This is a genomic window from Pseudalkalibacillus sp. R45 (genome assembly GCF_052246725.1).
Lineage (GTDB): Bacteria > Bacillota > Bacilli > Bacillales > Fictibacillaceae > Pseudalkalibacillus.
Genome location: NZ_JBQQCL010000023.1, coordinates 26,434 through 53,154 on the forward strand (window position 1 = coordinate 26,434; position 26,721 = coordinate 53,154).

Sequence of the window (26,721 nt, forward strand, 5' to 3'; positions counted from 1 at the left end):
TAGGGGTAATCCCTACATATAACCAATCAAGGAGGTTCTTTTAAAAATGGCTAAAGATATTAAATTTAGTGAAAATGCGCGTCGCTCCATGCTTCGTGGTGTGGATGCTCTTGCTGATGCAGTAAAAGTAACTCTTGGACCAAAAGGACGTAACGTGGTTCTTGAGAAAAAATTCGGTTCTCCACTTATCACAAATGACGGTGTAACCATCGCAAAAGAAATCGAACTTGAAGATGCATTCGAAAACATGGGTGCAAAATTGGTTTCAGAAGTTGCGAGCAAGACAAACGATGTAGCTGGTGACGGTACCACTACAGCGACAGTCCTTGCACAAGCAATGATCCGTGAAGGATTGAAGAATGTAACATCTGGTGCAAACCCGATGGTCATCCGTAAAGGAATCGAAAAAGCGACAGCTGCTGCTGTTGAAGAGCTTAAGAAAATTTCTAAGCCTATCGAAGGCCGCGAGTCCATCGCACAAGTAGCTGCAATTTCTTCAAGTGACAATGAAGTCGGACAATTGATTGCTGAAGCGATGGAGCGCGTTGGAAACGACGGCGTTATCACAATCGAAGAATCTAAAGGATTCGCTACTGAACTAGAAGTGGTAGAAGGTATGCAATTCGATCGTGGATATGCTTCTCCATACATGGTGTCAGACTCTGACAAAATGGAAGCAGTACTCGAGAATCCATACATCCTTGTAACTGACAAGAAAATTGGAAACATCCAAGAAGTACTTCCTGTACTTGAGCAAGTCGTACAACAAGGTAAGCCGATCTTGATCATCGCTGAAGATGTTGAAGGTGAAGCTCTTGCAACACTTGTTGTGAACAAACTTCGCGGTACATTCAATGCAGTAGCTGTTAAAGCTCCTGGATTCGGTGACCGTCGTAAAGCGATGCTAGAAGACATTGGTATCTTGACTGGTGCAGAAGTGATCACGGAAGATCTAGGTCTAGACCTAAAATCTGCAAACATCGGTCAACTTGGTACAGCGTCTAAAGTTGTGGTTACAAAAGAAAACACAACAATCGTTGAAGGTGCTGGAGATTCTGAAAAGATCGCTAGCCGCGTGAACACAATCCGAGCGCAAATGGAAGAAACAACTTCTGAATTCGATAAGGAAAAATTACAAGAGCGTCTTGCTAAGCTTGCAGGTGGAGTAGCAGTCATCAAAGTCGGTGCTGCAACTGAAACTGAATTGAAAGAACGCAAGCTCCGTATCGAAGACGCATTGAACTCAACTCGCGCAGCAGTTGAAGAGGGTATCGTATCTGGTGGTGGAACTGCACTAGTGAACGTATTGAAGGCTGTCCAAGCAATTGAAACAGCTGGAGATGAAAAAACGGGTGTGAAAATCGTTCTACGTGCCCTTGAAGAACCAATTCGTCAAATCGCACACAACGCTGGTCTTGAAGGATCTGTTGTCGTTGAACGCTTGAAAGGTGAAGACCTCGGAATCGGCTTCAACGCATTGACTGGCGAATGGGTTAACATGATTGACGCTGGTATCGTAGACCCTACAAAAGTTACTCGTTCTGCACTTCAAAACGCTGCATCCGTATCAGCAATGCTTCTTACAACTGAAGCAGTCATCGCTGACAAGCCGGAAGAAAACAACGGCGGAGGCGGAATGCCTGATATGGGCGGCATGGGCGGAATGGGTGGAATGGGCGGCATGATGTAATCTACCCCCCCTAACCCTTTAATTAAACGGAAGATGTGTGTTCATACTTTTCCTCATAGCGGGTAAAAGATGCTCATCTCAGAAGGTCTGCCATCAGTTTACTGAACTGATGGCAGGCCTTTTATATTAGAGTTCATGTGAACATATTATTTTTGTCAGTATGTTCTAACCTTTGAAATTGGAGCATTTTTCAGCAACGTGCAATTAAATCTGCCCCCAAAATAGGAATACCTATCTTCCACGTTAACAGGTTATCCTAATATTGTCTGACTTCATTCGTACTGTGTTACGAACGGTATACAGACATGTTCAAGAAGGGGGCATAGATGTGGATATAAGGAAAAACGACAATGACTCTCTGGAACAACATGCGAAAAATAAAAATAATGAGGATAAAAAAGAACCACAGCCTCGTGATACCTGCTTTGAATTAGGTACTGATGGCAGTTGGCAAATTTGTTGCTGCGACGATGAAGGGGAAAAATGTAGTTGTACAGGTATCATGTAATACAACCTGCTAAAAAAAAGTCCATTTTACGTTGGTAAATGCCAGTATACTTTAAAGATTTGTCACTTTTGTCATTAGAATGATCTAAATCTCATCTATAAAAGACTACTTCCTATAGAAAAGGAGGTAGTCTTTTTGTTATGTATTACAATTGTGTATCGCTTGCCGATATGACTTGCAATTTATGTCGAAAACCTTCATATTTAAAAGAAAAGGAGGCCCGACATGCGACGCGATATACAACCGAATGAACGAGCATTCTCTACCAAGGAAGTAGCAGAAGAAGTAGGAATTGCCACGCCAACTGTCCGTAAGTATGGGCAAATCTTAGAACGGAACGGTTACGAGTTTTTGAAAGATGGGGATCGGCGTATCTTTGTCCAATCTGATATCGAAGCGCTTGTAGCGTTACGCGATACGGACAAGCCCCTAGACCATACAGCGAAAGAGCTTGTTTCTCAACAGAAAGAAAAATTACTAAGCTCCAATGAAACAGACATAGCGCTAACCGATACATATGAAAATGTGCCCTACGACCCTAACCAATTAAAAGAAGTTTTAAAGTATGTCGTTCATGAACTCTCAGCGACACGTGAAATGAATGCCCAATTGACAAACGATATGGCACAGCTAAAAACAACGGTTTCCCGACTCCAGAATGATCACCATGCGATTAGTTCAAATATCGGAAATTCAGCACAAAAAACGAATGTTAAGATAGAAAAATTATCCAAACAACAACAGACTCATTACGAAGATTTGTTGGAACGTGAAAAAACTCATTATGAAACCTTGCTGCAACAAGAAAAGCAAAGAAGTGAAGAATTACAACAGGAACTACGAAATATGAGACAAGAACAGATTAAAGAATGGCGTCTACAGAATGATTTCAACAAACGATTAGAAGAAGCGATCCAACAAAAACCCAAAGGAAAACGGAACGGGCTTTTCTCTTTATTCCGAAGTAAATAGCCTGATGTATCAGTTAAACTCAGTTACAAGAAAATTGGGAGAGCGGTAAGCGATATGCATATGAACAATGAAAATTTTTAAACAGGAAAAATAGAATATATACATGGTGAGCTGGTCAAAATGTTTGGTCGGTTCTTTTTGTTTTGTATCGACAGGCGATATCGATACTTATTTAAAACGTTTAAATCGATAACTTTGTTTCTATGATGGGTGCATGTATATCGACAGGCGATACATGAACTCCCACTTGTAATAATGCACACTAATGAGGGTTGTGCTTAGCGGTACATAATTAACTTGACCCAGGTCCACAATTGATTAGTGCGGTTTTTTGTGTATCGCAGGGTGATATCAAGAGAAGCTAAATCGCTTCTGTTATTTCTATGCCTTCACAATTTTGCAAATCTCAACAAATTTCCCGAGAAATATCTGCAAATTCTGATTGGGATTCGACAAAAATTAATATTTCAACACTTTCCTTACCTTATAGTTAACGTTACAAAGCAGGGCGTTACGATGTATTGTCTCATTGTTCCTGCGATGCTTTTGAACCTACAAGTGGAGGTTTTTTCTGTAAGTAGAGGTAGGGGTATAATGTTATCTTCAAAAACGATGTCGCTACATTCTGGAATGCGCATGCTGGATTGTAATGCATCATTAGATCGAGCAAATAATGAAAAAATCATCTGCATAATGATCAACTTTTTGGTTAATCTATGACTGCATTAGAAATTGCGGAAATAGGAGGATTTTTAAGATGACTAAAAAGTTAATTGCAGTATTTTTTGCAGCAGCGCTTGTTCTTACATCTCTAGGGGCACCAGCGTTAGCTAATATGGATGATGATAATCGGATCATGAATGAAAACAACGACAGAGATCGAATCGGAACAGGTATCCGTACCGATAAGGACAATGACAGAGTTGGCATTCGCGATGCTGATGATCGTGTTGGAATCCGTGAAACACCCGCTCCAAGAGATCGAAACTGGGAATGGATCGGCCTAGCTGGTCTTCTGGGACTATTAGGACTTAGAAGAAGAAACGATCGCAGAGTAACAGACTGATATGGGACCCTATACTCCACTTTTGGAGTATAGGGATTTTTTTGTTTTAAGGTACAAGGATGTTTCTGCTCTTAAAAAGTGTAAAATGTAAACTTTGGCCGGAATAGTGCTGAAAACCGCCGGATTAATAGTGAAATCGGCCGGAATACTTGCTAAACTGGCCGGAATCAGAGCAAAACCTGCCGGATTCTATGAACCACACTTCCCCCTCAAATTTTCACTTTGTGTAATTCTCCATACAATCGTATCCACCAGCATGCCAATTTGTTACAATATGAGTGAATATTACAAATTAACAAGGATTTTGTCTATTCGTTACGAAATTATAATGGATGAGACTTTTGAACGTTAATAGATCAGTCGATTCATAGGGACAAATCATTGATCCTATGACCGTGACAAAATTCTAAATGAGTTTCTTCTTGTTTTCGATAACTTTTACAGGAATCAAGGCGGCAGGTAGATTGCTAGAGGGGGATTGTATTAAATGGCAGCAAACAACATCAGATATGAGTCATATCATCCACAATTAGAACAAATCGTTGAAAACGTAGAGAAAGTAATGGTCGGAAAGAGAAAAGCGACCGAATTAAGTATCATTTCATTATTGACCGGGGGACACATTTTACTTGAAGATGTGCCTGGTGTCGGGAAAACAATGATGGTCCGTTCCATCGCTCAATCGGTTGGAGCGAAATTCAATAGGATCCAGTTCACACCCGATCTTTTACCGTCGGATTTGACCGGTGTATCCGTTTATAACCAAAAGACGATGGAATTCGAATTCCGCCCAGGACCACTCATGGGGAATATTGTGCTCGCCGATGAGATCAATCGGACGTCACCGAAGACACAGTCTGCACTTTTAGAGGCGATGGAGGAACAGAGCATCACTGTTGATGGTTTTACCCATCATTTACCGAAACCGTTCTTTGTCATGGCTACACAGAATCCAATCGAATATGAAGGTACATATCCATTGCCTGAAGCGCAGCTGGACCGTTTCCTTCTGAAAATCAATATGGGCTATCCATCTGCGAACGAAGAGCTTCAGGTTTTGACAAGAAATGAAAGGGAGCATCCGATCGATGATCTGAAGCCTGTCCTCCAGCTCGATGATTTGCTCGAATTGCAGCAACAGGTGAAGGCTGTCTATGTTGAGGAAACAGTAAAACAATACATTATCGACATGGTCATCCGGACAAGAAAACACAGCGGAATCCATCTTGGTGTGAGTCCTCGTGGTTCATTAGCGCTCATGAAGACTGCACAAGCTTATGCTCTTTTGTTGAACAGAGACTATGTCGTACCTGACGATGTGAAATATTTAGCGCCGCACGTACTTTGCCACAGGATCATTTTAAAGCCTGAAGCACGTTTTGATGGGTACACACCCGAGAAGATCGTCGAAGAGATTTTGGATCGTACGCCAGTCCCGGTGCTTAGGAAAGAAAAAGCATGATCAAAAAAAGACTGGCTGAATACCGCACAATTTTCGGGATCATAGGGATCGTCCTATTGTTAGGGAGTTCATTTTCCTATGCGATGTTTCAAGGTGGATTCGTTAGCTGGTTTCTGTTCTATTCCGTACTACCGCTTGTATTGTATACCGTCTTCATATTGACATTCCGTCTATCGAGGCTTTCTGTAGAACGGCAGATCAATAAATTGAATTTCATTGCTGGAGAAAAGATGGAGGTAACCATCACCATTACCAGCGGTTTGCCGATTCCGTTGTTCTTTTTAGTGGTGAAAGACGAATTGCCAAGACTGATGGCTCCACAAGCGGATGATCAGGGATACAGCTATCAATCGGGAGCTAAAGCCCTGTTATTCCCACTCTTTAAAAGAAGGATCACCTTCACTTACCTCGTGAAGCCTGTTCCGCGTGGTATCCATAAGTTCAAAGCGGTGACATTGGAATCAGGAGACTTGTTTGGTTTCATTTCCAAATCGGTACAAATTCCGTTGAAGAAAACAATACAAGTTTATCCGAAGACACATTCGTTGGCAGGGTGGAATATATTCGAAACCCATCCTTCTGGAATGAAACGTGCAGGAAAGCAAGCCCAGCAAGATTTCACTTCTGCTGTGAGCATACGGGATTATACACCAGGAGATAAGCTGAGCTGGCTGCATTGGAAAGCGACAGCACGGTCAAACAAGCTGGTAACGAAGGTATTTGAAACGCAGCGGAATGATGATTTCGTCATTTTTCTTGATGGAAGCCATCCAAGCTATCAGCGGAATGGGCAGCAGTCATTTGAAAGGGCTGTCTCTCTCGCTGCATCGATATTGAAGTATTCGATCAGCAAAGGGACATCCGTCGAATTTCACAGCGTTTCGAAAGAACATACGAACATGTCATTTCAATCTGGACAAAATTTCGAAGCCAAGCTCATGTATCATCTTGCCAGGATACAGCCTGATACGAAAACACCGCTCTCAAATGTTTTGAAAAGGGAAGTTCATGAGATGTCGAAAGGCGTTTCTGTTCTGATCATCAGTCCGGATCTTTCTGATACATTCGTGCATACGATTGAACGAATGGCTGCGAATAAAATACAGACGATTTTCTTTTATGTGGCGAAGCAGAAAATCCTGTCGGATGAAGAAAAACATCTTTTGACCAGATTGCGCGCACGCGAGATCACCGTTTATCCAGTGAATCATGACGACTTTAGTGAAGTCGTGAAGGCAGGTGTTAAAAATGCCACAGTATGAGAATGAGCATAAGTTTTCGGTAGGTTCATTCCTCTTATATATGCTTGGATTTCTGTTGTTTTGGGAATGGCTGCGTCCATTGTCGACATTTACAAATACGGATTACCTGTCAATTTTTGTCTTGTTTTCAGCCTTTCTTTTTACACTCTCATACTTTGAGTTATCGATTTGGGTGGCATTCCCAATCAAGCTTTTGGCTTTAGCCTATGCCTTGCACTCAATCTATTTTCCAGTCTCTTTTTTCGATTTCCAGTGGGTGAGCTATCTATTGGATGACCTTGCAGGGAGCCTGAAAAATGCATTTTCACGTGATTGGGAAGGTATGACCAGCATCAGCAGAACGTTTTTGTTCCTGGTCTTGTTATGGCTGATCAGCTATTTGATGCATTACTGGCTCATCCAGGCACGCAGAATCTTTCTGTTTTTTATCATAACGGTTCTATATGTAACGGTGGTCGATACGTTCACGATGTATGATGCTTCAAGTGCAATCGTGCGGACAGTGATCATCGGTTTCGTACTCTTAGGAATCCTGAGGTTCATACGGATCATCGAATTGAAGGGATTCAGAGTCCACCAACACCAGTTTCCGCTTATGTGGATCGTGCCGCTGGCGATATTGATCGCATTTTCTTCTGTCCTTGGTTATTTCGCTCCAAAAGCTGCACCGCAATGGCCGGATCCAGTACCGTTTATTACTGCTGTCGGAAACCAGACAGATGAAGGGGATGGACCGGGTAATGGCGGAGGGATCCAAAAGATCGGCTATGGAACGAATGACAGTCGTCTGGGAGGGCCATTCGTGTTTGACGACAACCCGGTTTTCATGACCACGATTGAGGACCTGCACTACTGGCGAGTCGAATCGAAAGAAGTTTATACAGGATTAGGCTGGGATACAAATCCTGCAGAGCCTCCAAGCGAGGCAGTTCAACCGGATGATGTCTCACTAGATTCCATTCATGCTGTCACCTACGATGACAATGTACGTTCAGAAGATTTGACAGCAAAAGTAGAAGTTTTGAGGAATAACCCGTATCCATTCATAGTTTATCCTGGCGAACTTCAGTCTGTTGAAAGTGAAGAAGAGCGGGATTACCAGATGAATACGATCACAAATAAATTGATGACCTTCGAACAAGCGGGGGAATCCGGACTAGAAGAATATACAGTCAATTATAAGGTGCCGGAGTTTTCTGAAAAAGTGCTGAAGAACAGCAGCACCGATTATCCGGCTGAAATAACTGAACGCTACCTTCAACTTCCCGAGGATCTCCCGGAAGAAATCCAAGAGCTCACAGAAGATATCACCGCTGATGAAGAAGATCCTTATGGCAAGGCAAAAGCTGTGGAGGGGTATTTTGCAGCGAACGGATTTTCATATAATACGACAGACGTAGCGGTTCCCGGTCGCAATGATGACTATGTCGCTCAATTCTTATTCGAATCGAAGCTCGGTTATTGTGATAACTTCTCGACATCCATGGCTGTCATGCTTCGGACGATTGGGATTCCGACACGCTGGGTCAAGGGATTCACCCGTGGAGACTATGAACAGACACTTGAAGATGGACGTCGTATGTACGAAGTCACGAATTCAAACGCTCATTCCTGGGTGGAAGTCTATTTTGAAGGGGTCGGCTGGGTTCCATTTGAACCGACACAAGGCTTTTTGGACTTGCCTAACTTTGTAAGTGATTATGAGGAAGAAAATGCAGAAGTGGATGCGCCTGAAGAAAATGATCAACAGGAAGAGCAGGCTCGAAACGAAGATGACTCTACTGGATCCGCTGGTTTTCAGTTCCCTATCGATCTCGATAAAGTCCTCACATGGTTGAAATGGACTTCGTTGACACTTGTGACACTGTTGGTAATTTCAGGTTTAGTTGGATTCTTGACCCGTAAAAATTGGCTTCATAAATACTTCCTATGGCGGTACAGAAAACGTAAGGATGATGATGAGCGTGTGTTTAATGATGCGTATCATCGACTGCTTTGGCTGCTGGAGCAATACGGGATCAAGAAGCGTCCGCAGCAAACCTTGCGTGAGTATGCATTGGAAGTCGACCGTTACCTTGATACGGGAGATATGAGGATCTTGACGAAGAAATATGAACATACCCGTTATAGCAACAACCCAAATCAAGTGGATTGGTCTGATACAAAGGAATTGTGGGAAAATTTAATTAAAAGGATACGACCTTGACCGCGCCATAGGCGACTGTTAGAATAAATCCATATTTTATACGGATAACTCTACTCCCTTCATATATGTTCGGGGATATGGCCCGGATGTTTCTACCAGATCACCTTGAATGATCTGACTATGGAGGCAGGCCTGTTTGTGCATGTCAACCAGAACCCTGCCTTCATTGGTCTGGGTTCTTTTTCTTTTTATCAAGTGGCTCTGTGAAGCTTTTTCTAGTTTTTAATTTCGCAAAATCAACTATTAGGAATAAAAAGCTCATCGAAAAAGGGGAAAAGAAAGGTTAACGAGTAACCCTAAATGAAGGGTAGTACGATTCGAGATAGTAGACAAACTAAATAATAGATCCGTTAGAGAGGTGGCTGACATGAATTCAACTGAAGAAATGATTATCGTACTGGACTTTGGCGGCCAGTACAATCAATTGATTACAAGACGTATCCGTGACCTTGGGGTATATAGTGAGCTCCATTCACACAAAATCACTGCAGAAAAGATCAAGGAACTGAATCCGACAGGGATCATTTTCTCAGGAGGACCGAACAGCGCCTATGCGCCTGACTCTCCAAAATGTGATGAGCGAATTTTCGAGTTGGGCATTCCGATTTTGGGCATTTGCTATGGGATGCAATTGTTGACGCATCACTTCGGCGGAAAGGTTGAAAAAGCGAACCATCGTGAGTACGGAAAAGCGACGGTTGCTTCGAGAAATTACAACGACCTGTACAAGGACCTGCCTGAAGAACAAACAGTATGGATGAGCCATGGTGATTTGGTTGTAGCTCCTCCAGAAGGGTTCCAGACGGATGTCACAAGTCCTTCATGTCCTGTAGCTGGCATGAGCGATCCATCACGTAACCTGTATGGCGTTCAATTCCATCCTGAAGTAAGACACAGTGAATTCGGGATTGAATTGTTGAAGAACTTCGTCATGAACATCTGTAAGTGTGAAGCACTCTGGTCGATGGAAAACTTCATCGAGGATGAAATCGAAAAGGTCAGAGAAATCGTCGGGGATAAGAAAGTCCTTTGCGCCCTAAGTGGCGGAGTGGATTCTTCTGTTGTCGCAGCGCTTATCCAAAAGGCGATCGGTGACCAGCTCGTCTGTATGTTCGTCGACCACGGATTGCTGCGTAAAGGGGAAGCGGACAGCGTCATGAAAACTTTCGGTGAATCGTTCAATATGAATCTCATCAAAATCGATGCAAAGGATCGTTTCTTAGGAAAATTGGAGGGTGTAACTGACCCAGAGCAGAAAAGGAAAATCATCGGGAACGAATTCATCTATGTGTTCGATGAAGAAGCGTCCAAGCTAGAAGGAATCGATTATCTTGCGCAAGGAACGTTATATACAGATATCATCGAGAGCGGTACAGATACAGCCCAAACGATTAAATCACATCATAATGTCGGCGGTTTGCCGGAAGATATGAAGTTCCAATTGATCGAGCCGTTGAATGCTCTATTCAAGGATGAAGTTCGTAAAGTCGGTACGGAATTAGGGCTCCCTGATGAAATCGTCTGGCGTCAGCCGTTCCCAGGGCCGGGACTTGGAATCCGTGTCCTTGGAGAGGTAACTGAAGAAAAGCTGAAGATCGTGCGGGATTCGGATGCAATTTTAAGAGAAGAAATCAAGAATGCAGGATTGGACCGTGAAATCTGGCAATACTTCACTGCACTTCCGAACATGAGAAGTGTTGGTGTTATGGGTGATATGAGAACCTATGACTACACAGTCGGAATCCGTGCAGTCACTTCCATTGACGGGATGACTTCCGATTGGGCACGAATCCCATGGGAAGTCCTTGAACGGATTTCAAATCGGATCGTAAACGAAGTCGATCATGTGAATCGTATTGTCTATGACGTCACCTCTAAGCCGCCATCAACAATCGAATGGGAATAAATCAAATTAAGCGGATAGAACGTGGATGTGTCGACGCGGAAGGAAACGAACAATAGCAACAACCAAGATAATGAACGTTCGGTTTTTTGTTGACATTTTTCGTCAATCGCATTACACTAATGAAAAATAAAGATTAACAACATCGTCGTATAACGTCGGGGATATGGCCCGAAAGTTTCTACCAGGCTACCGTAAATAGCTTGACTACGAGGGATGGTTCAATTGGGATAACCTTGTTTGTATTGGGTGTGTTCCCATTCCCTTGTTTGTCAAAGCTTCAGGTATCATGCCTGAAGCTTTTTTGTTCGATTTTTATCAGTGCCAGGCACCATTTTGGAAGCCTTGGTACGTAAGGGTTTTGAAAGTGTGCCTGGCACCATCTGAGAACCCTTGGTACCATTGACTTCTTTTTTGGTGCCAGGCACCGGGGAAGCAAAGAGGAAAAGGAGTGTTTGGGGAATGGATCGTTTTTTTGGATTTAAGGAGTATGGAACAACATACAGAAAAGAGTTCATCGCTGGTCTTACTACGTTCTTATCTATGGCTTATATTTTATTCGTCAACCCGGCGATTCTAGGTGATGCAGGGATGGACAAAGGCGCTGTCTTCGTAGCGACGGCCCTTGCAGCAGCAATCGGTACACTAATCATGGGATTATTGGCGAACTATCCGATTGCGCTGGCACCGGGAATGGGTTTGAATGCCTTTTTCACCTATTCCGTCGTCATGGTCATGGGGATTCCCTGGCAGACCGCCCTTGCTGGAGTACTTGTTTCCGGTCTTGTCTTCATCGTTATCACTGTTTTAAAAATCAGAGAAACCATCATCAATGCGATTCCTCAAGAGTTGAAGTTTGCTGCGGCAAGCGGGATCGGGTTGTTTATCGCTTTTATTGGATTACAAAACGCGGGAATTGTAGAGAATAACGATTCGACACTCGTACAGCTTGGGAATTTGTCTAGTGGGGATACGTTACTTGCTATCTTCGGACTGATCACGATCGTCATTTTCATGGTACGAGGAATCAAAGGCGGAATCTTTTACGGAATGGTCCTCACTGCAATTGTCGGCCTTGTTTTTCAACAGATTCCACTGCCGTCAGGTATTGTCGGTGCGGTTCCGAGTTTAGAACCGACTTTCGGTGAAGCGGTTAAACATTTAGACCAGATTACGACCATCGATATGCTTGTCGTCGTATTGACTTTCTTGTTCGTCGACTTTTTTGACACAGCTGGAACGCTTATGGCAGTTGCTTCCCAGGCAGGCCTGATGAAGGATAACAAGCTTCCGAGAGCCGGACGTGCACTTATGGCTGACTCATCTGCAACAGTAATCGGAGCGGTCCTTGGAACATCTACTACTACGGCTTATATCGAATCTTCTTCAGGGGTGGCAGCCGGAGGACGTACAGGGTTCAGCTCAGTCGTCACAGCAGGCTTCTTCTTATTAGCACTGTTATTCTCACCATTGCTTGGCGTTGTCACACCTTCTGTAACGGCACCCGTACTGATCATCGTCGGTGTCTTGATGGTAGCTGTACTCGGAAAAATCGAATGGCATCGTTTCGAAATAGCAGCGCCAGCCTTTCTGACAATCATCGCCATGCCATTGACATACAGCATTGCGACAGGAATTGCGCTCGGATTCATCCTTTATCCGATCACGATGCTCGTTAAAGGGAAATCGAAAGAAGTTCACCCGATCATGTATTTCATGTTCTTCATCTTTATCTTGTACTTCGCTTTTCTGGCGTAGTTGGTATTTGTAAAAAAGAATCAGGGGATGGCCTGGAATACTTCAGGTCATCCTTTTCATTTCATTTAAAGGGCAACTAAGGCTTTTCTATATAGTGAGCAGATTATTGCTAAAAGCGAACAGAATATTTCAGTAAGTGAACAGATTATGTTGGAAAGTGAACAAATTGACCTCTGAAGTCCTTCCAAAAACATGTTTCACCGATGTTTTTCCTTATGCCTGAAAGAACGTGATTTTAGTCCTGGTAAAAGTCGATAAATAAAAATACTTGTAACAAAAATGAAATATAAAAAATCGATAAATATAACAAATATAGGTTTAGATAGGTGTGTCCTAAAGGAATTATATACGTAATCCAACAACAGGTTAAAATTACCAAAAATAATGGTCTAAGGCCTTTTTACCCTGATATGATAAGTGAAAATACCTTGAATTCAAGATGTTAGTGCGGAGGAATCAATTAAAATACAAATATTTACAGTTTTACATTAAAATCAATTTTGACGGGTATGTCATTGTTTGGTAGTTTTTCCTTATGATATGAACAATTTTTGTAATTTCAGACCATAAACAGTCGATTTTTGGAGGATGTCTTCTATGAAACTTGTAATCGATGAAACATTAGGTGACTTTCAAATGGAAGGTGTAGTCATCAAACCGGTGAACACGAAAAAGGGTCTTAAACCTATAAAAGAAGTCATCCAGGATCATCAGTCCAAAACCTTTTTGAAATCATTAGATATCACCGCATTCAACCAGCTGGACCAAATCCATTTCTTTAAGAATTTATCGGATGCTTCAGAAATCATTTATTTTTACGATCCATTTTACACCGATAGAAATATGATCCGCAGGCTGCAAAATTGGCTGTACCCACAACAGTCCTTAGTTAGCTATCCCATCTTTCATAATCGTGCAACCCTCTATATGCTGCTCGATAAAGTAACTCAATACAGTCATGAATCATCAGACTCGATCATCAATCTTGTTGAACAAGAAAGCAGTACGATACAAGAATGGATCATTACGCCTGACCCCAAAGTTTTTTATAAAAATAATATCAAATCGATTCATAAAAAGAAGAAATCAAAACCATACAAACTCCTTGTTTCAGAAAATGGGAAAGCGAAAATCAAAAAATCCGGTACGGTGGAAGAATTGATCGTGAACATCTTGCCCAGGGAGGACTCCGGGTCCAAAGCCTGGCTTGTTCATAAGGGGTTCTCAGGTGATCTGCCAATTGATGATCAGGTGAAACAACACAAATTAGAAGATGACAATTTACCTGTCAACGTACCATTTGTACATATAGTAACTCAACCTACCTTAAATTGATGGAGTGACGAAGCAATGATCGATGCCAAACGAAAAGCGTTTATTTTTTTGACGATTGCATTCATTTTAGCAGTTGCAGCAGCTGGTTTTATCATCAACCAGATCCAAAAGGCTCAAGATTCACTTGGAGAAACAGTGAAAGTAGCCGCAGCAGATAAAGATATCCAATCTTATACTTCTCTTGAGACGAGTGACATTACGTGGGTAGAAATGCCGAAAAACGCACAGGTCGAGTCGTTTATCCAACAATCGGACGATATTGATGATTCCATTGCGGTCGTCAATTTGAAAGAAGGAGACCTTGTCACAAAAAATGTAGTCAGGAAAAAGATTGATATCCCTGCAAATCACCGGATCGTCTGGCTTAACCCCAGTGAAATCGTGATTGTCGATCAGAGTGTTGCTGAAGGAGATCTAGTGGATATCATTTCTGTCACGGAAAATAAAGAAAAAGGCGTCGTTACCCAACGATTGCTGCAAAACATCAAAGTGGTCCAGATGGAAAGTAAAAGTGAGGGTCCTTCTGCCATCAAGGTCTCACTCCCAGTGAACGAGGCTGAACGATTGATTCATGCCCAGAATTCGGCTAAACAAATCCGGGTTCTTAGAGTCAATCAGGTGATCAAAGACAACAGCTCCACTCAGCAAACACCTGAACAAACAACCCCAGAGCCTGAGCAGAAAGAAGCAAAGCCGCCTGAGGAGCAGAAAGAAACGAATGAAGCAGCAAAGGATAAAACCGAAGATAAAAAATCAGAAGATAAAAAAGATGAGCAATAAGGAGACGATGTTCGATGAGCCAATTGAAAGCCTTGATCATAACAACCAATCCAACAATAAAACAATCTCTGGTCGATATCCTGGAGGCTCATGGAATTGATTCTGAAGTTGATGAACAATGGAAACGCTCGTTTTCAAACCTGAATAAGTATACTTTCTACTTCATCGATCGTGAAGCTTTGAATCAGGCAGAAGGATTCGCTTTGCCTGCATCAAGCTTTCTAATCGGTATCACTTCGGAACGTTCTTTTGAAGAAGGAAGAGAGTGGATGAAAGCCGGGGCTTTCGACGTCGTCGTCTATCCTGAAGAGCAATCCCGCCTGAATGAAATCATCCAGTCTTCTAAGGAAAAAGTGAAAAAACAGCAGGAAAGCTTCGGGGAAGCTTCGATCGGAGGCGGGCAGGTTGAAGCCTTTTACAGTGCAAAAGGTGGAAGCGGCAAGACGCTGTTAGCAGCGATGACAGCCCAATCCCTGCAAATCCATAAGGATAAACGGGTCATCCTGATCGATCTCAGTGCACAATTTGGTGGATTGGAGACGATCTATGGCGTAAAGACGAACCGTTCCTATATTGACCTCCAGCCAGTTTTGAAAGAGTTGTCTCTCAATCATATCGAAAATGTGGCAACACGCGATGAAAAGACGGGCAATTACATACTTCCAGGACCAAGCAACCCGGCTAAAGCGGAAGACATCACAGAGGAACTGATCACGAAAGTCATCCGGACGTGCAGAGCGCATTTTGATCATGTGATTTTAGATTTGCCGACAAGCATCAATACCGTCAGCTTCACCGGCTTGAATGAAGCGACAAAGATTCATTATGTGCTGAATCCTGACAGCCTTTCTTTACGCTGTTTCAAGTATGCTATGGAGCTGTTCGAGCGTTTTCAGCTTGGAACAAGGGGCAACCTTTCCATCTTGTTGAACCGTGCGCATCCGAAAAGTGAATTAGGTGAAAAAGACATCGCGAAATTGATTGGAAAAGAAGTGGACGCTTCGATCCGATCTGACTACTTTTCATTGCAGCCTCTCTTGAATATGGGGGAGAGCTTTTATAAGAAGGAAAAAGACAAAGGCCAATTCAAACCAGCAAGAGACATCCGTCTGTTTGTCGATAAAGTTTTGCTTTAAAAAGGTGGTGAAAAGATGTCCTGGTTACAAAAAGCAGTAAACACAACGCCATTGAATGGAAAGCAGGAAAATGGATGGGATGTGGAATCGGAACAGCAAGAATCCTGGGTCCGCCATTATAAAAGCAGGCTGATTAAGGAAGCGAACCTTGAATCGATCACGACATTGCCTCCCCAGGAACGAAAGCAGACGATCGAGCGATTGGTAAAACAGATGATCGAAGAAGAGAAGGTCATCATTCCACAAAGCGAGATGGATCAGATCATCAGCCAGATCATCAATGAGTCAGTAGGTTACGGTCCGCTGGAAGCCTTATTGCAGGATGACTCGATTACAGAAATCATGGTAAACGGCCCGCGAGAGGTTTATATCGAACGTGAGGGGAAACTTGAACCGGCCGATATCCGTTTCAAGGATAATCAGCATATCCGGCATATCATCGATCGCATCATTGCCCCTTTAGGACGGCGGATCGATGAGAGTTCGCCAATGGTCGATGCTCGTTTGCTCGATGGAAGCCGTGTGAATGCGGTCATTCCGCCAATTACTTTGGATGGTCCTTCGATTTCGATCCGTAAATTCAACAAAACTCCTTTTAAAATGGAAGATTTGATGGAATTCGGTTCATTCACCGATCGGATGGGGGAATTCCTGAAGGCAGCGGTCCAGGCGAAACTGAACATACTCGTTTCAGGCGGAACCGGAAGCGGGAAGACGACACTCCTCAACGTTTTGTCAGACTCGATTCCCCGTGGAGAACGGATCGTCACGATTGAGGATATGGCTGAACTACGATTCACATACGACAACCTCGTCAGGATGGAAGCGCGACCTGAAAATATGGAAGGAAAAGGGGAAGTCACCATCCGCCAGCTTGTCAAAAACGCCCTCAGGATGAGACCGGACCGTATCATTGTCGGAGAGGTGAGGAGCTCGGAAGCAATCGATATGCTTCAAGCAATGAACACAGGGCACGAAGGATCATTGACGACGGTACATGCGAATTCTCCGAAAGATGCATTGGGAAGACTTGAGGCGATGGTGATCATGTCAGGCTTACCACTGACGGTCGATGTCATCCGAGGTTATTTTGTCGGAGCGTTGGACCTGATCGTCCAAACATCAAGACAGACGGATGGAAAAAGGAAAATCGTCAGCATTGCCGAGATCTTCGAGAAAAATGGGGAGATCGTCATCAAGGATATCTTTCGGTTTGTAAGGACCGGCGTACGGTCAGACGGCAGCGTTAAAGGACATTTTGAATCTACCGTATATGTACCGAAAGCCTTTGAAAGATTCAAAGCCTTTGGCATCGAAGTCCCGGAATTGATGTTCTCAGAAGGTGTACTCGCATGACAGGGGCATGGATACTCTTAAGCGGCGCATTTTTCTCTTTTGTTCTTGCAATCTATTATTTCAAACGATTAACCACTGTCCAGAAAACCTCGAAAAGAGCGGAAGAGTGGTTTGAAGACTCGGGACAGCTGAAACGTAAAAGCTTCGTCCTTCTAATTGGAGACAAATTCGATTATTCGGAACTTGCACGGGACTTGAAGAAAAAGTTGATCCAGGCCAATATCCCGCTGCAGCCATCTGAATACATGGGCATCTATATTTTGGTGATCGCTGTCCTCTGGTTTTTCAGTTATTTTGTACTTGGATTGATTCTGTTTATGGGCTTTCTGCTTTCGTACCTCATTGCCTGGCTCGCATCCAAATTATATTTGAGCTCCAGGCAGAATAAGCGGAACGAGAGCTTCAACAAGCAGCTTCCGGAAATTTGCAGGATGATGTCCAATGCAGTAAAAGCAGGCCAGACGATACCTCAGGGAATTGAGATGGTCGGAAATGAAATCAAAGCACCATCCGGACCTGAATTCAAGAAGATGGACCAACAGCTTCGTTTGGGAGACGGACTTGATGAAGTGATGAACCGGTTCAGGGAGCGGGTTTCGAGTAATGAGATCAATATTTTTGTCAGTACGATCCTGATCCAACGCAGGGTCGGAGGGAATTTGGCGGAGGTTTTGGATTTGATGGCGACGACGCTTGAAGAACGAGCCCGTGTTTATAAGGAAATCCAAACAGTTACGGCAGAATCCAAGTCGATCGCTTATATCCTTGTCATCATGCCATTGTTGATGGCTGTCATGATGAACCTCTTCATCAAAGGTTTCTTGAATGTCATCTTCACGACATTCGGATTGATCCTACTTGCCGTATTTGCAGGTATGATCAGTATCGCATTTGTCATCATTAAACGGATTACCAGGATAAGGGTGTAGTAAAATGAGCCCACAATTCAGCGTTTATACAGTGTTGTTGTTTAGTCTGATCTTACTCTTACTATTGATCGGATTTGTATTCGTCTATCTTTATGTAGGCAAAAAGCAGCGATTGATGTCGCATTTGCAGGTATCGGAAATCAAACAGCGAAAACGGAAAAAATTGAGAGAAAGAATGGCCGGCCCAATTGTAAAAGCGGCAGAGTATGCCGGACCTACCGGCATCAAATACCCGTTTTTTTCAGATAAGGAGAAAGACGAGCAATTGTTAGTCAGAGCTGGGAATCCGATGGGACTCAGTCTTGAAAGCTTTTATGGCTTGCGATTCGTCCTTGGACTTAGCGCCTTGTTGTTTTCCATTCTCTATGTCTTTCTTGGGCTGCCTTTCGGGCTTATGACCATCGTGTTGTTTCCGTTAGCGGGATTTTTCGGTCCGAACCTATGGTTGTGGATGAAAGCCCGTGATCGCCAGGAACAAATCAGTTCGATGATGCCCGATTTCCTGGATACGGTCAGTGTAACGCTCCAGGCTGGTGTCAGTCTTGATGGCGCATTGAAACAAGTGACCAAGCAGCTGGGAGGCCCATTAAGCGAAGAAATCGACCGGTTCAATCGGGAAATCGAACTCGGGGTCCCAAGACGTACTGCATATGAAAACCTGATCAACCGTAATTCGTCCAAAGAGCTGGAAATGCTGGTCACTTCGTTATTGCAAGGGTCTTCTCTTGGGGTTCCGGTTTCTCAAACCTTCAAGATCCAGGCAGATGATCTACGGGCAATGCGGGGGTTCAAGGCAAAAGAAAAAGCAGCGAAAGCCAGCCCGCAAATCACGCTTGTCACGACGTTTTTCGTAGCTCCGGCCGTGTTTTTCCTGATCATTGGATTGCTCGCGTTGAACGTCATTTATAACCCAGAAGCATTCGGTTTGGATACCTTCTTTAAATAAGAAGGATTGACATACATTTACACTGAAAGAAAGTACTTTCAGTATAAGCGCAACTAATGGCTCACCTACGCCTACGGCTTGGCCAAGATTTCTTTATAAAAAATCAAAAGGAGAGATTTTATCATGATGAAGATGAAAAAAATGGTTGAGAACATGACAGCTGTCGTCAATAAATACGTTAATAACGAACGCGGTGCCCAGGCTCTTGAGTGGGTGGCACTTGGACTCGTCGTCTTAGCCGTGATGGCGGCAGTGGCAACAGCAGTCGATGGAAATGGAAGCAGCATCGCGAACGCCATCGTTGAAAAGATTTCAGAACTGATCGGCCGCCTGTAACCGGCGTGATGGATGATGAACAAATTCCGGAAACTGGTCAAAAATGAACGGGGATCGCAGCTGATCGAATTCGTCGCTGTGTTCCCTATGGTCATTCTAGCGATGATGATCATCTGGCAGATGGCCCTTGTGGCGTATACGGTGGTCGTAACAGAAGCAGCAGCTCGGGATGGAGCACGGGCGGCAGCAGTTGATGGAGACGCTGAAAAGGTGGCTGAACGATCTGCGGGCAATCTGGTCCTTCAGAGTGTAAACACAGACAAAGGAGACGAAGAGGTTACGGTGACAGTAGTATCTAATGTCCCAACCGTTTCAATACCGTTCATAGGTCGTCTTGAATTTACGTTTGACGCAGATGCGACGATCCCGATTGAAGAAGGTCTGAAGGATTGATGAACATGAAAAAGCATCTCAAAAATGAACGAGGGAACGGCATGCTGCTCGTGATTGTCGGTATGCTGATCGCCTCTATTTTCATAAGCTTCATGTTTTTTGATTTCTTTAATGTGTTCATTTCAAAACGAATCAGTCAAACAAGTGCGGACGCGGCGGTGCTGGCTGCAGCAAAAGAAGCTAGAGAAATCTATGAAGAGCGATATACTTCCGCAATTGAAAGTGAACTTGAAGAACTACGAGAACTTTTTGAAGATGAAAAGGAAAAGGCTGAATCAGATGAAGATGAAAGCGGAGAAGGCGATGAAGACGAAGAACCGCCCCAAGATGAAGATTCTTTTTTGGATTCAATCATCAAGGAGATCGAGAAAAAATATAGAGAGGTGACGATGCCTCCTAGTTTACGAGAATGGCTTGAAGATCCAAGTACAGAAATCGATCCGGTTGAAGCATTGAAGTATTTTTATGATGAGGATGAACTTAATTCCATGGCATGTACAGCCATTGAAGGCGACATGGAACGTATCCGGAGAGCAGCTGATGAATACGCAGAAAAAAATGGTGCGGATCGAAACGCTCAGGTTCAATTCGATCAAAGCAAGTTCAGTATTTTTGTAGAATCTGAAAAAGATGGCAGCTATGTGACTGTTGATGACTCCTTATTCGAGGGGATCGATGCTGACGCATCTGCAACGATCAAACGACCGAAGGGGCTCGACATAGCTTGCGATTAGAAAAGGGCAAAGGGTGCAGTTGCTAGGGAAGAATTCGGGAGGAAATGAAATGGTATATCAACTCAATTGGAGGAAGACAATTGTATTGACGTTAGTCGCCGCTTTTTTTGCGTTTCTGATCCCGTTGTCAGAAGCGCATGCGAACATCGGAAAATTCGAGTATGATGACAGTGGTTTGACACGTACTGTGAATGATGGTGTTGGAAGTAGTGATGAAGAAGATGATGGCGGCTGGTTCAGCTGGTGGGATGATTTCAAGGAAGGAGCCGGTGATGTTGTCGAGGATGTCGGTGATTTCTTTCAACCTGCAGTAGATGCAGTCGACAATGCTTTGGACTGGACAGGTAAAAAAATTACTGAAGGCTGGGACTGGACGACAGAAAAAGTCTCTCAAGGCTGGGATGACTTTACGAATTGGACCAGTGATGTCTGGGCGAATACACCTGACTGGGTCAAATCATCACTCGCTTTTGTCGGTGTTGCAGCTGTCGTCGTCGGTATCGCTGTCGTCGGAGTGATCTCTGCACCCGTGGCCATCGCTGCAATTATAGGAGCCGGTATTGCCGGAGGGCTCTATTATGCGTTGAATGGCGGCTCAGATAGTTACAGTTTCTTAGGAGCACTTGGTTGGTCAGCTGGAGGGGCGTTACTTGGTGGTGTCGGTCAAGCGACTGGAGCACTCGCAGCAGGAGCGAACTCTCTTCGAATTTTCGCCGGCCGTCAGCTGGCTGGTCTGCGATTAGGTTATGTATTGAATAAATTTGCAACCGGCAGTGGACTCAGAGCTGGACTTCAAGTTGCAAAAGGATTAGGAGCCGCATGGATGAAGGTCGGAGGACCAGCGGCTTTAGTGACTTTTGGTTCTCACGTTGCAAACTTTGCATTGACTGGTGAGTGGAATACTGGTGAAATTCTCTTTGACACAGGATTTGCTTTTGCAACAGCACCATTAGGTTATGGACTGACAAAGGGAATCTTGAATTCTTTCCGGTCAATTCGCACCGTGGCAGCTCCTATTGCTGGGAGTATTGCATTAGGTGGGTTTTCGAACGTGGCTATGCAATCTTTCAAAGGTGATGCCACTGCGATGGATTTCTTAATCGGTTCCGCAGTAGGCTTAACATTTGTGTTGCCTGATTCACTAGTTACCAAATATGTGAACAGCAACGCTTTGAGCAATACGTATGAATTTACGAAAAAGCAATTGAGTGATTTGCTTTCAAACAACCTGGAGAAAATTGGTTCGAACAGTAATAAATAATGCTAACACAAGGGGTAATTTATGAGTAATAAATCTTGGCGAATACTTCAAATCTTCTGTTATGTAATTGCTATAGGTGGCGGGTTGTTTGCGGTGTACTCCACCTCTGAACCTGTAGGGGACGGCGTCAGAAGGATGGTTGAAAGACCCTGGTGGTTTAATTGGGTTATAGGCTTAGTTCTTATGTCTATTTTTACTGTTGTGTTGATTGAGGTACGCAGCAGAAATGGTGGCGTGGTCAATGCCAGAGTGATTGGACAAACGCTCCTATGGATTGCGATCACTGTCGGTGGATTAATGTTTATTTGGTATTTACGTGGAGATTTCAATTAACTGATTACATGGAGTGAGAGTTATGGAGAAGCGTGGATGGGCTATATTCCAGTGGACATCAGGTGGTGCTGCCATACTGATGATCGTAACGATGTTCGTCATGACAAGCGAAATTCAAGATGACAAATTGGTGATGGTCCATCCAACTCCATGGATGTATGTGTTATTCGGATTATCCGTAATCGGAGTCTTCCTTTTTGTTGTAGGGCATCTCGCCAAAAAGAGAGAAGCCTTTGCGGTCAATAAAAGCATTTTTTTACAAGCTTTGTTGTGGACGTCGCTTTTTTACGGTCTATTGTTAGGAATCAATTTTTACTAAAACCAATACATATCCTATAGAGAACCAGGGAGGGGAACCATGTTACGTTCACTTCGTGTACACGTGCTATTTTTCATAGTATTATTCGTTATCGCAGCATGCTCGAATGAAAGCAATGGTGAACAAACGAAGGAAAAAGAAGACCCTGAGGAAAAGCAAGAAGAGAAATTCAATTATCCTGAAGCTGCAAAGGATGCAGAAGGAATCATCGAACAAGGACCTGGGGAATTAGTAGAATTCATTCAAGAAGTTGAAGACCTTGAAAGTATTGATGCAGAAGAAATGGATAAGAAGTTAAATGATGAAGTCAAGGCACTTCCTGGTGATTTGTCCGTGGATCAAGCTTATGATTTCATCATTGCAAAAGTTGGATTTCCATATAAAAAACCAGCTGAAATGTATGATGCTTTCGATTCCGAATATAAATCCCCTGGTGAACGAGCAGAAGAGGAAAAACCAAAAAACATCGTGTTCTTGTTAGACTCAAGTGGAAGTATGGCCGGACAAGTGAGTGGCGGCGTGAAAATGGATCTTGCGAAATCAGCTTTGAATCGAGTTACAGGGAATACGGATCCCAATACGAAGATAGCACTGCGTGTCTATGGCCATAAAGGGAGCAGTGAAGATAAGGATAAAAAGGTTTCCTGTGACAGCAGTGAATTGGTTTACCCATTAAATCCATATGAGGAAGGGAAATTTCAGGATGCGCTCAATGATTTCAAACCTTCTGGTTGGACGCCAATCGCCACCTCGCTCGAACTTGCTAAAGACGATTTTAACGAAGTTGGAGATGACGTTGAAAATATCATCTACATTATCAGTGACGGAATAGAGACTTGCGACGGGGACCCGGTTAAGGCTGCAAAAGAAATACATGAATCTGATTTGGACGTGACGGTAAATGTGATCGGATTCAATGTGGATACAAAAGGTCAAAAACAATTGAAAGAAACGGCTGCTGCAGGCGGCGGAGAGTATAAAGACGTCAATTCAAAAACAGACCTGAATAAAACCCTTGATGATATGATCGGTGACGTCAAGAAAAATATAGATGAAGATATCAATGAAGCGAAAACAGGAATTGATATCAATACATGGTATTCGGAACAGAGCAGTGAACTTCGGAAGATCCACGATCGATTCATAGGTATCACACAAAGAGAATATGGTTTATTGAAACGATATATCAATCTACTATACGATCATGAAAAGTTGAAAAAGGGAGCGTACACCGATTTGACTGACATGATCAAAGAAAGAAAAGAAATTATGGAAAGTTACAGCCAGGAACGTAAAGATAAACTCTTAAAAGAAGTAGAAGATTCCCGTGACAAAGCACGTGAAGAACTGGAAGAGAAAAAACAAGAATAGAAGACAAATCCTCAGAGGGCTGACACCATTTGAACGGTTCAGCCCTTCAGTGTGACGATCTCTTAAAGTGGAGAGGAGAACCTAGAATGAAAAACCAGTTGAGTTGTATTTTACTGGCTTTGCTGTTGATTCTATCGGCGTGCAGCCCGCAATTTTCTGCAGATAAAAAAGAAGAGCCAAAGGATGAATACACGGCATTAGCAGAAGAGAAAAACAAGGAAAAAGATTCTGAAAAGATCAAACTCAGCGGCTACGCAGATGAGTTCGGTGCCACATTGTCTTCCCCGAAATACAATTCCTTTTATGCGAATTCTACTTTTACGGTAAAAGGTGAAGTTGAAGATACAAGTAAATTTTCCTCTCAAAATGTATTGATTGAGGTTCGCAGTGAAAACGAAGGACCAGACGGGAAAAGGGATTTCCAATATTTCACGCCGATAAAAGATGGTAAGTTCATGCAAAAAGTTCAGCTTTTTAACGGAAAAGGCAAGTATGAAGTTACAGTCAATCTGCCCCATGAGCGAAAAGAAGATTTCTTTAGAGGGATTGCCGAATTTGAAGTGACGAATGTAAACCCTGAAGTGATAAGGGACGTATTGATGAGGAGTCCTGCATTAACCCATGAACTGAAGCTTGATGATTCAATCAGCGGGTTCTTTGAAGAGGAAGAATTTTTTACTCTGAATGGCACTATAAAAGATGCAAAAATGATTATGGTGACTGTCGAGAAAGAAGGCGAATCTTCTAAAGTTATGGTTCCTGTGGAAAATGGGAGGTTTACCGAAGAGATTCCGCTCTTTTACGGGAAAGGTGTCCATAAAGCAACGATCATGACCCCTGCTGAAGATAAAGACAATTTTTATCAGGAAGCTGCATCTATACTCGTAGATAATCAATCTGATAAGACCTATTCAGCGATCAAATATTCAAAGGTTTATCAAAAACTAGGATATTCCCTTACTCATCCGAAAGTAGGTGGAGAAGAAGCAGGACTCTCCTATCCGATTAAAGGGGAACTCGATCCGGATGCTCCATATGCTGATCAGACAGAGGTTGTATTCGTCAGCACCAAGAAAGGGGAAGACGAGGCTATGTACAGCATCCCGGTGGAAGATTACAAGTTTGATGGAGAGGTCTTCCTTCGATTCGGGCCGGGAGAATATGAGGTAAGTGTGTTTGCGCCAGATTTTGAACGTTCGAACGGTGATTACAGGAGTTTCACAGGTTTGGCGAACTTCATGCTGAAAGGAACAGCAGAAGACAAAAGGAACCTTCTCCCATCAAAAGGCATCCAATCTGACCACCTTGAAATCGAAACATTAGCAGGAGAACTGACTAACGGTATAACAGATGAAAAGGAAAAAGCGAAAGCGGTCTATGAATATGTAGCGAAGAATGTGACCTATGACGTCGACAAGCTGAACAACGAGTCGTTCGAATTCGATGACAGTGCTTTAAAAACATTGAATGAAAAAACGGGGGTCTGTGAAGATTATTCGTATCTTACGATTGCTTTGTTACGGGCGAGTGGGATGGAAGCGAGGATGGTGACAGGTAGAGCGACCTTCTCCTTTGCAAGGCACGCATGGGTAGAGACGAAAGTCGATGGAAAATGGCTTCTGATGGACCCGACATGGGGCTCTGGATACTTGAAAGACGACAAATTCGTAAAGAAATATACTGATAAATATTTTGATCAGGACCCAAAAGAATTTGATAAGGATCACAGCCGGGAGGACATCCAGTACTGATGACCGATAAACAATGGAGAATCATGCAAATCATTTGGTACGCGGTAGGAATCATTAGTGGTTTTTGTGCAGTATACTTTACATCTGAACATGTTGGTAACGGGATCTATAGGATGGTGGTCAGACCTTGGTGGTTTAACTGGGTGATCGGTTTAGTCGTTTTATCTGCCTTTATGGTTACATTAATTGAAGTGCGAAGTCGTAATGGCAGTGTAATCAATGGAAAAGTCATCAGGCAGACTCTACTCTGGATTGACGTCACGGTTGGAGGTTTGATGTTTGTCTGGTATTTAAGAGGGGATTTCTGAAAAAATAACCATGAAAAATAGCCTCCTCTAGTTATAGGGGCTATTTTTCTGGCTTGAAAGGTGTCAGCCATCCAGCAATGAAAGAAGAAAACGGTACGCCGACGATGATGGCTAAACAAATATGTACGATATCCGCCATAGAACTATACGGAACAAAGGCGTTGAAGACCAATTTAATCAGTTGCAAAAACCCGTAAAAGGACAGTAGGAAAATAACTAAATAGAAGATCCGATACATGATTGCCTCCTTTTCCTTATACAGCACTTTTTTACTATATAATCTATTTCACTAACAAGCTTAAAAATCCTTTTGAAAGTTTTTTTGCATTTATGGTTGACCGCATATATGTTAGATGATATATTAGTTAAGTCGCTTCGGGACAGAGGCGAAAAAACGCCCTTCTAAAAGGGAAACAAGCTCTTTGAAAACTGAACAAAAGCCAAGCGTGAAACGGGTCTTTTTAAAAAGAACCCTGATTAATTTTTAAGTTTTACATTAATGAGCAATCAAACGATGCTCAAAAAATTTAGTAGCAAGAAGTTCGAGGAAGCAAGGAAGGTGAACACCGGATAGTACCAAGATGTACTTGAGGATGTGAACCGACG

25 protein-coding genes and 2 riboswitches are annotated in these 26,721 nt (G+C 43.1%); of the genes, 24 read left to right on the forward strand and 1 reads right to left on the reverse strand.

Annotated elements, in window-relative coordinates; genetic code table 11:
- Window positions 1-46: 46 nt before the first annotated feature.
- From groL to ACTWQL_RS22520, 24 genes are all read left to right on the forward strand, one after another.
- Window positions 47-1,690 (forward strand): chaperonin GroEL, encoded by a 1,644-nt coding sequence (gene groL / locus ACTWQL_RS22405; protein ID WP_261134608.1) that lies wholly within the window; start codon window positions 47-49, stop codon window positions 1,688-1,690.
- 328 nt (window positions 1,691-2,018) lie between these two features.
- On the forward strand, window positions 2,019-2,198 hold the full coding sequence (locus ACTWQL_RS22410; RefSeq protein WP_443144593.1) for a hypothetical protein: 180 nt from the start codon (window positions 2,019-2,021) through the stop codon (window positions 2,196-2,198).
- A 225-nt stretch (window positions 2,199-2,423) separates the two neighbouring features.
- Window positions 2,424-3,170, forward strand: coding sequence for a hypothetical protein (locus ACTWQL_RS22415; RefSeq protein WP_443144594.1), 747 nt, complete (start codon window positions 2,424-2,426; stop codon window positions 3,168-3,170).
- Window positions 3,171-3,927: 757 nt separating this feature from the next.
- On the forward strand, window positions 3,928-4,236 hold the full coding sequence (locus ACTWQL_RS22420) for a WGxxGxxG family protein (RefSeq protein ID WP_443144595.1): 309 nt from the start codon (window positions 3,928-3,930) through the stop codon (window positions 4,234-4,236).
- Between the two features lie 487 nt (window positions 4,237-4,723).
- Window positions 4,724-5,698 carry an AAA family ATPase gene (locus tag ACTWQL_RS22425; RefSeq protein WP_443144596.1) on the forward strand — a complete coding sequence of 325 codons (975 nt, stop codon included), beginning with the start codon at window positions 4,724-4,726 and terminating at the stop codon, window positions 5,696-5,698.
- Window positions 5,695-6,960: a DUF58 domain-containing protein gene (locus ACTWQL_RS22430; protein WP_443144597.1), complete on the forward strand. Its 1,266-nt coding sequence runs from the start codon at window positions 5,695-5,697 to the stop codon at window positions 6,958-6,960. Before ACTWQL_RS22425 ends, ACTWQL_RS22430 begins: the two co-directional genes overlap by 4 nt.
- On the forward strand, window positions 6,947-9,166 hold the full coding sequence (locus tag ACTWQL_RS22435; RefSeq protein ID WP_443144598.1) for a transglutaminase domain-containing protein: 2,220 nt from the start codon (window positions 6,947-6,949) through the stop codon (window positions 9,164-9,166). Before ACTWQL_RS22430 ends, ACTWQL_RS22435 begins: the two co-directional genes overlap by 14 nt.
- A 39-nt stretch (window positions 9,167-9,205) precedes the next feature.
- Window positions 9,206-9,307, forward strand: a riboswitch (purine riboswitch).
- Between the two features lie 226 nt (window positions 9,308-9,533).
- Window positions 9,534-11,072, forward strand: coding sequence for a glutamine-hydrolyzing GMP synthase (gene guaA, locus ACTWQL_RS22440; protein WP_443144599.1), 1,539 nt, complete (start codon window positions 9,534-9,536; stop codon window positions 11,070-11,072).
- Window positions 11,073-11,197: 125 nt separating this feature from the next.
- Window positions 11,198-11,299, forward strand: a riboswitch (purine riboswitch).
- A gap of 232 nt (window positions 11,300-11,531) precedes the next feature.
- A complete protein-coding gene (locus ACTWQL_RS22445; protein WP_443144600.1) occupies window positions 11,532-12,827 on the forward strand; it encodes an NCS2 family permease in 1,296 nt (431 codons plus the stop codon).
- A 597-nt stretch (window positions 12,828-13,424) separates the two neighbouring features.
- The gene (locus tag ACTWQL_RS22450) at window positions 13,425-14,162 is read left to right on the forward strand and encodes a hypothetical protein (RefSeq protein WP_443144601.1); all 738 of its coding nucleotides are present in this window, start codon (window positions 13,425-13,427) and stop codon (window positions 14,160-14,162) included.
- A gap of 15 nt (window positions 14,163-14,177) precedes the next feature.
- Window positions 14,178-14,942 carry a Flp pilus assembly protein CpaB gene (gene cpaB, locus ACTWQL_RS22455; RefSeq protein WP_443144602.1) on the forward strand — a complete coding sequence of 255 codons (765 nt, stop codon included), beginning with the start codon at window positions 14,178-14,180 and terminating at the stop codon, window positions 14,940-14,942.
- Window positions 14,943-14,956: 14 nt separating this feature from the next.
- Window positions 14,957-16,078: an AAA family ATPase gene (locus tag ACTWQL_RS22460; RefSeq protein WP_443144603.1), complete on the forward strand. Its 1,122-nt coding sequence runs from the start codon at window positions 14,957-14,959 to the stop codon at window positions 16,076-16,078.
- Between the two features lie 15 nt (window positions 16,079-16,093).
- Entirely contained in the window at window positions 16,094-17,434 is a 1,341-nt protein-coding gene (locus tag ACTWQL_RS22465; RefSeq protein WP_443144604.1) for a CpaF family protein, read from the forward strand.
- Window positions 17,431-18,363, forward strand: a complete 933-nt coding sequence (locus ACTWQL_RS22470) for a type II secretion system F family protein (RefSeq protein WP_443144605.1) — start codon at window positions 17,431-17,433, stop codon at window positions 18,361-18,363. Before ACTWQL_RS22465 ends, ACTWQL_RS22470 begins: the two co-directional genes overlap by 4 nt.
- 4 nt (window positions 18,364-18,367) lie before the next feature.
- A complete protein-coding gene (locus ACTWQL_RS22475) occupies window positions 18,368-19,309 on the forward strand; it encodes a type II secretion system F family protein (RefSeq protein ID WP_443144606.1) in 942 nt (313 codons plus the stop codon).
- 123 nt (window positions 19,310-19,432) lie between these two features.
- Entirely contained in the window at window positions 19,433-19,645 is a 213-nt protein-coding gene (locus tag ACTWQL_RS22480; RefSeq protein WP_221569141.1) for a hypothetical protein, read from the forward strand.
- Between the two features lie 12 nt (window positions 19,646-19,657).
- Window positions 19,658-20,038 carry a TadE/TadG family type IV pilus assembly protein gene (locus tag ACTWQL_RS22485; protein ID WP_443144607.1) on the forward strand — a complete coding sequence of 127 codons (381 nt, stop codon included), beginning with the start codon at window positions 19,658-19,660 and terminating at the stop codon, window positions 20,036-20,038.
- Between the two features lie 5 nt (window positions 20,039-20,043).
- The gene (locus tag ACTWQL_RS22490; protein ID WP_443144608.1) at window positions 20,044-20,772 is read left to right on the forward strand and encodes a hypothetical protein; all 729 of its coding nucleotides are present in this window, start codon (window positions 20,044-20,046) and stop codon (window positions 20,770-20,772) included.
- 49 nt (window positions 20,773-20,821) lie between these two features.
- Window positions 20,822-22,033 carry a hypothetical protein gene (locus tag ACTWQL_RS22495; protein ID WP_443144609.1) on the forward strand — a complete coding sequence of 404 codons (1,212 nt, stop codon included), beginning with the start codon at window positions 20,822-20,824 and terminating at the stop codon, window positions 22,031-22,033.
- Window positions 22,034-22,054: 21 nt separating this feature from the next.
- On the forward strand, window positions 22,055-22,366 hold the full coding sequence (locus ACTWQL_RS22500) for a hypothetical protein (RefSeq protein ID WP_443144610.1): 312 nt from the start codon (window positions 22,055-22,057) through the stop codon (window positions 22,364-22,366).
- Between the two features lie 22 nt (window positions 22,367-22,388).
- Window positions 22,389-22,685 (forward strand): hypothetical protein, encoded by a 297-nt coding sequence (locus ACTWQL_RS22505; protein ID WP_443144611.1) that lies wholly within the window; start codon window positions 22,389-22,391, stop codon window positions 22,683-22,685.
- A 39-nt stretch (window positions 22,686-22,724) separates the two neighbouring features.
- A complete protein-coding gene (locus tag ACTWQL_RS22510; RefSeq protein ID WP_443144612.1) occupies window positions 22,725-24,056 on the forward strand; it encodes a VWA domain-containing protein in 1,332 nt (443 codons plus the stop codon).
- 86 nt (window positions 24,057-24,142) lie between these two features.
- Window positions 24,143-25,807 carry a transglutaminase domain-containing protein gene (locus tag ACTWQL_RS22515; RefSeq protein ID WP_443144613.1) on the forward strand — a complete coding sequence of 555 codons (1,665 nt, stop codon included), beginning with the start codon at window positions 24,143-24,145 and terminating at the stop codon, window positions 25,805-25,807.
- The gene (locus ACTWQL_RS22520; protein WP_443144614.1) at window positions 25,807-26,115 is read left to right on the forward strand and encodes a hypothetical protein; all 309 of its coding nucleotides are present in this window, start codon (window positions 25,807-25,809) and stop codon (window positions 26,113-26,115) included. The genes ACTWQL_RS22515 and ACTWQL_RS22520 overlap by 1 nt, the downstream gene beginning before the upstream one ends.
- A 40-nt stretch (window positions 26,116-26,155) precedes the next feature.
- On the opposite strand, the gene ACTWQL_RS22525 is transcribed toward ACTWQL_RS22520, so the two are convergent.
- A complete protein-coding gene (locus tag ACTWQL_RS22525) occupies window positions 26,156-26,353 on the reverse strand; it encodes a hypothetical protein (RefSeq protein ID WP_443144615.1) in 198 nt (65 codons plus the stop codon).
- Window positions 26,354-26,721 lie beyond the last annotated feature (368 nt).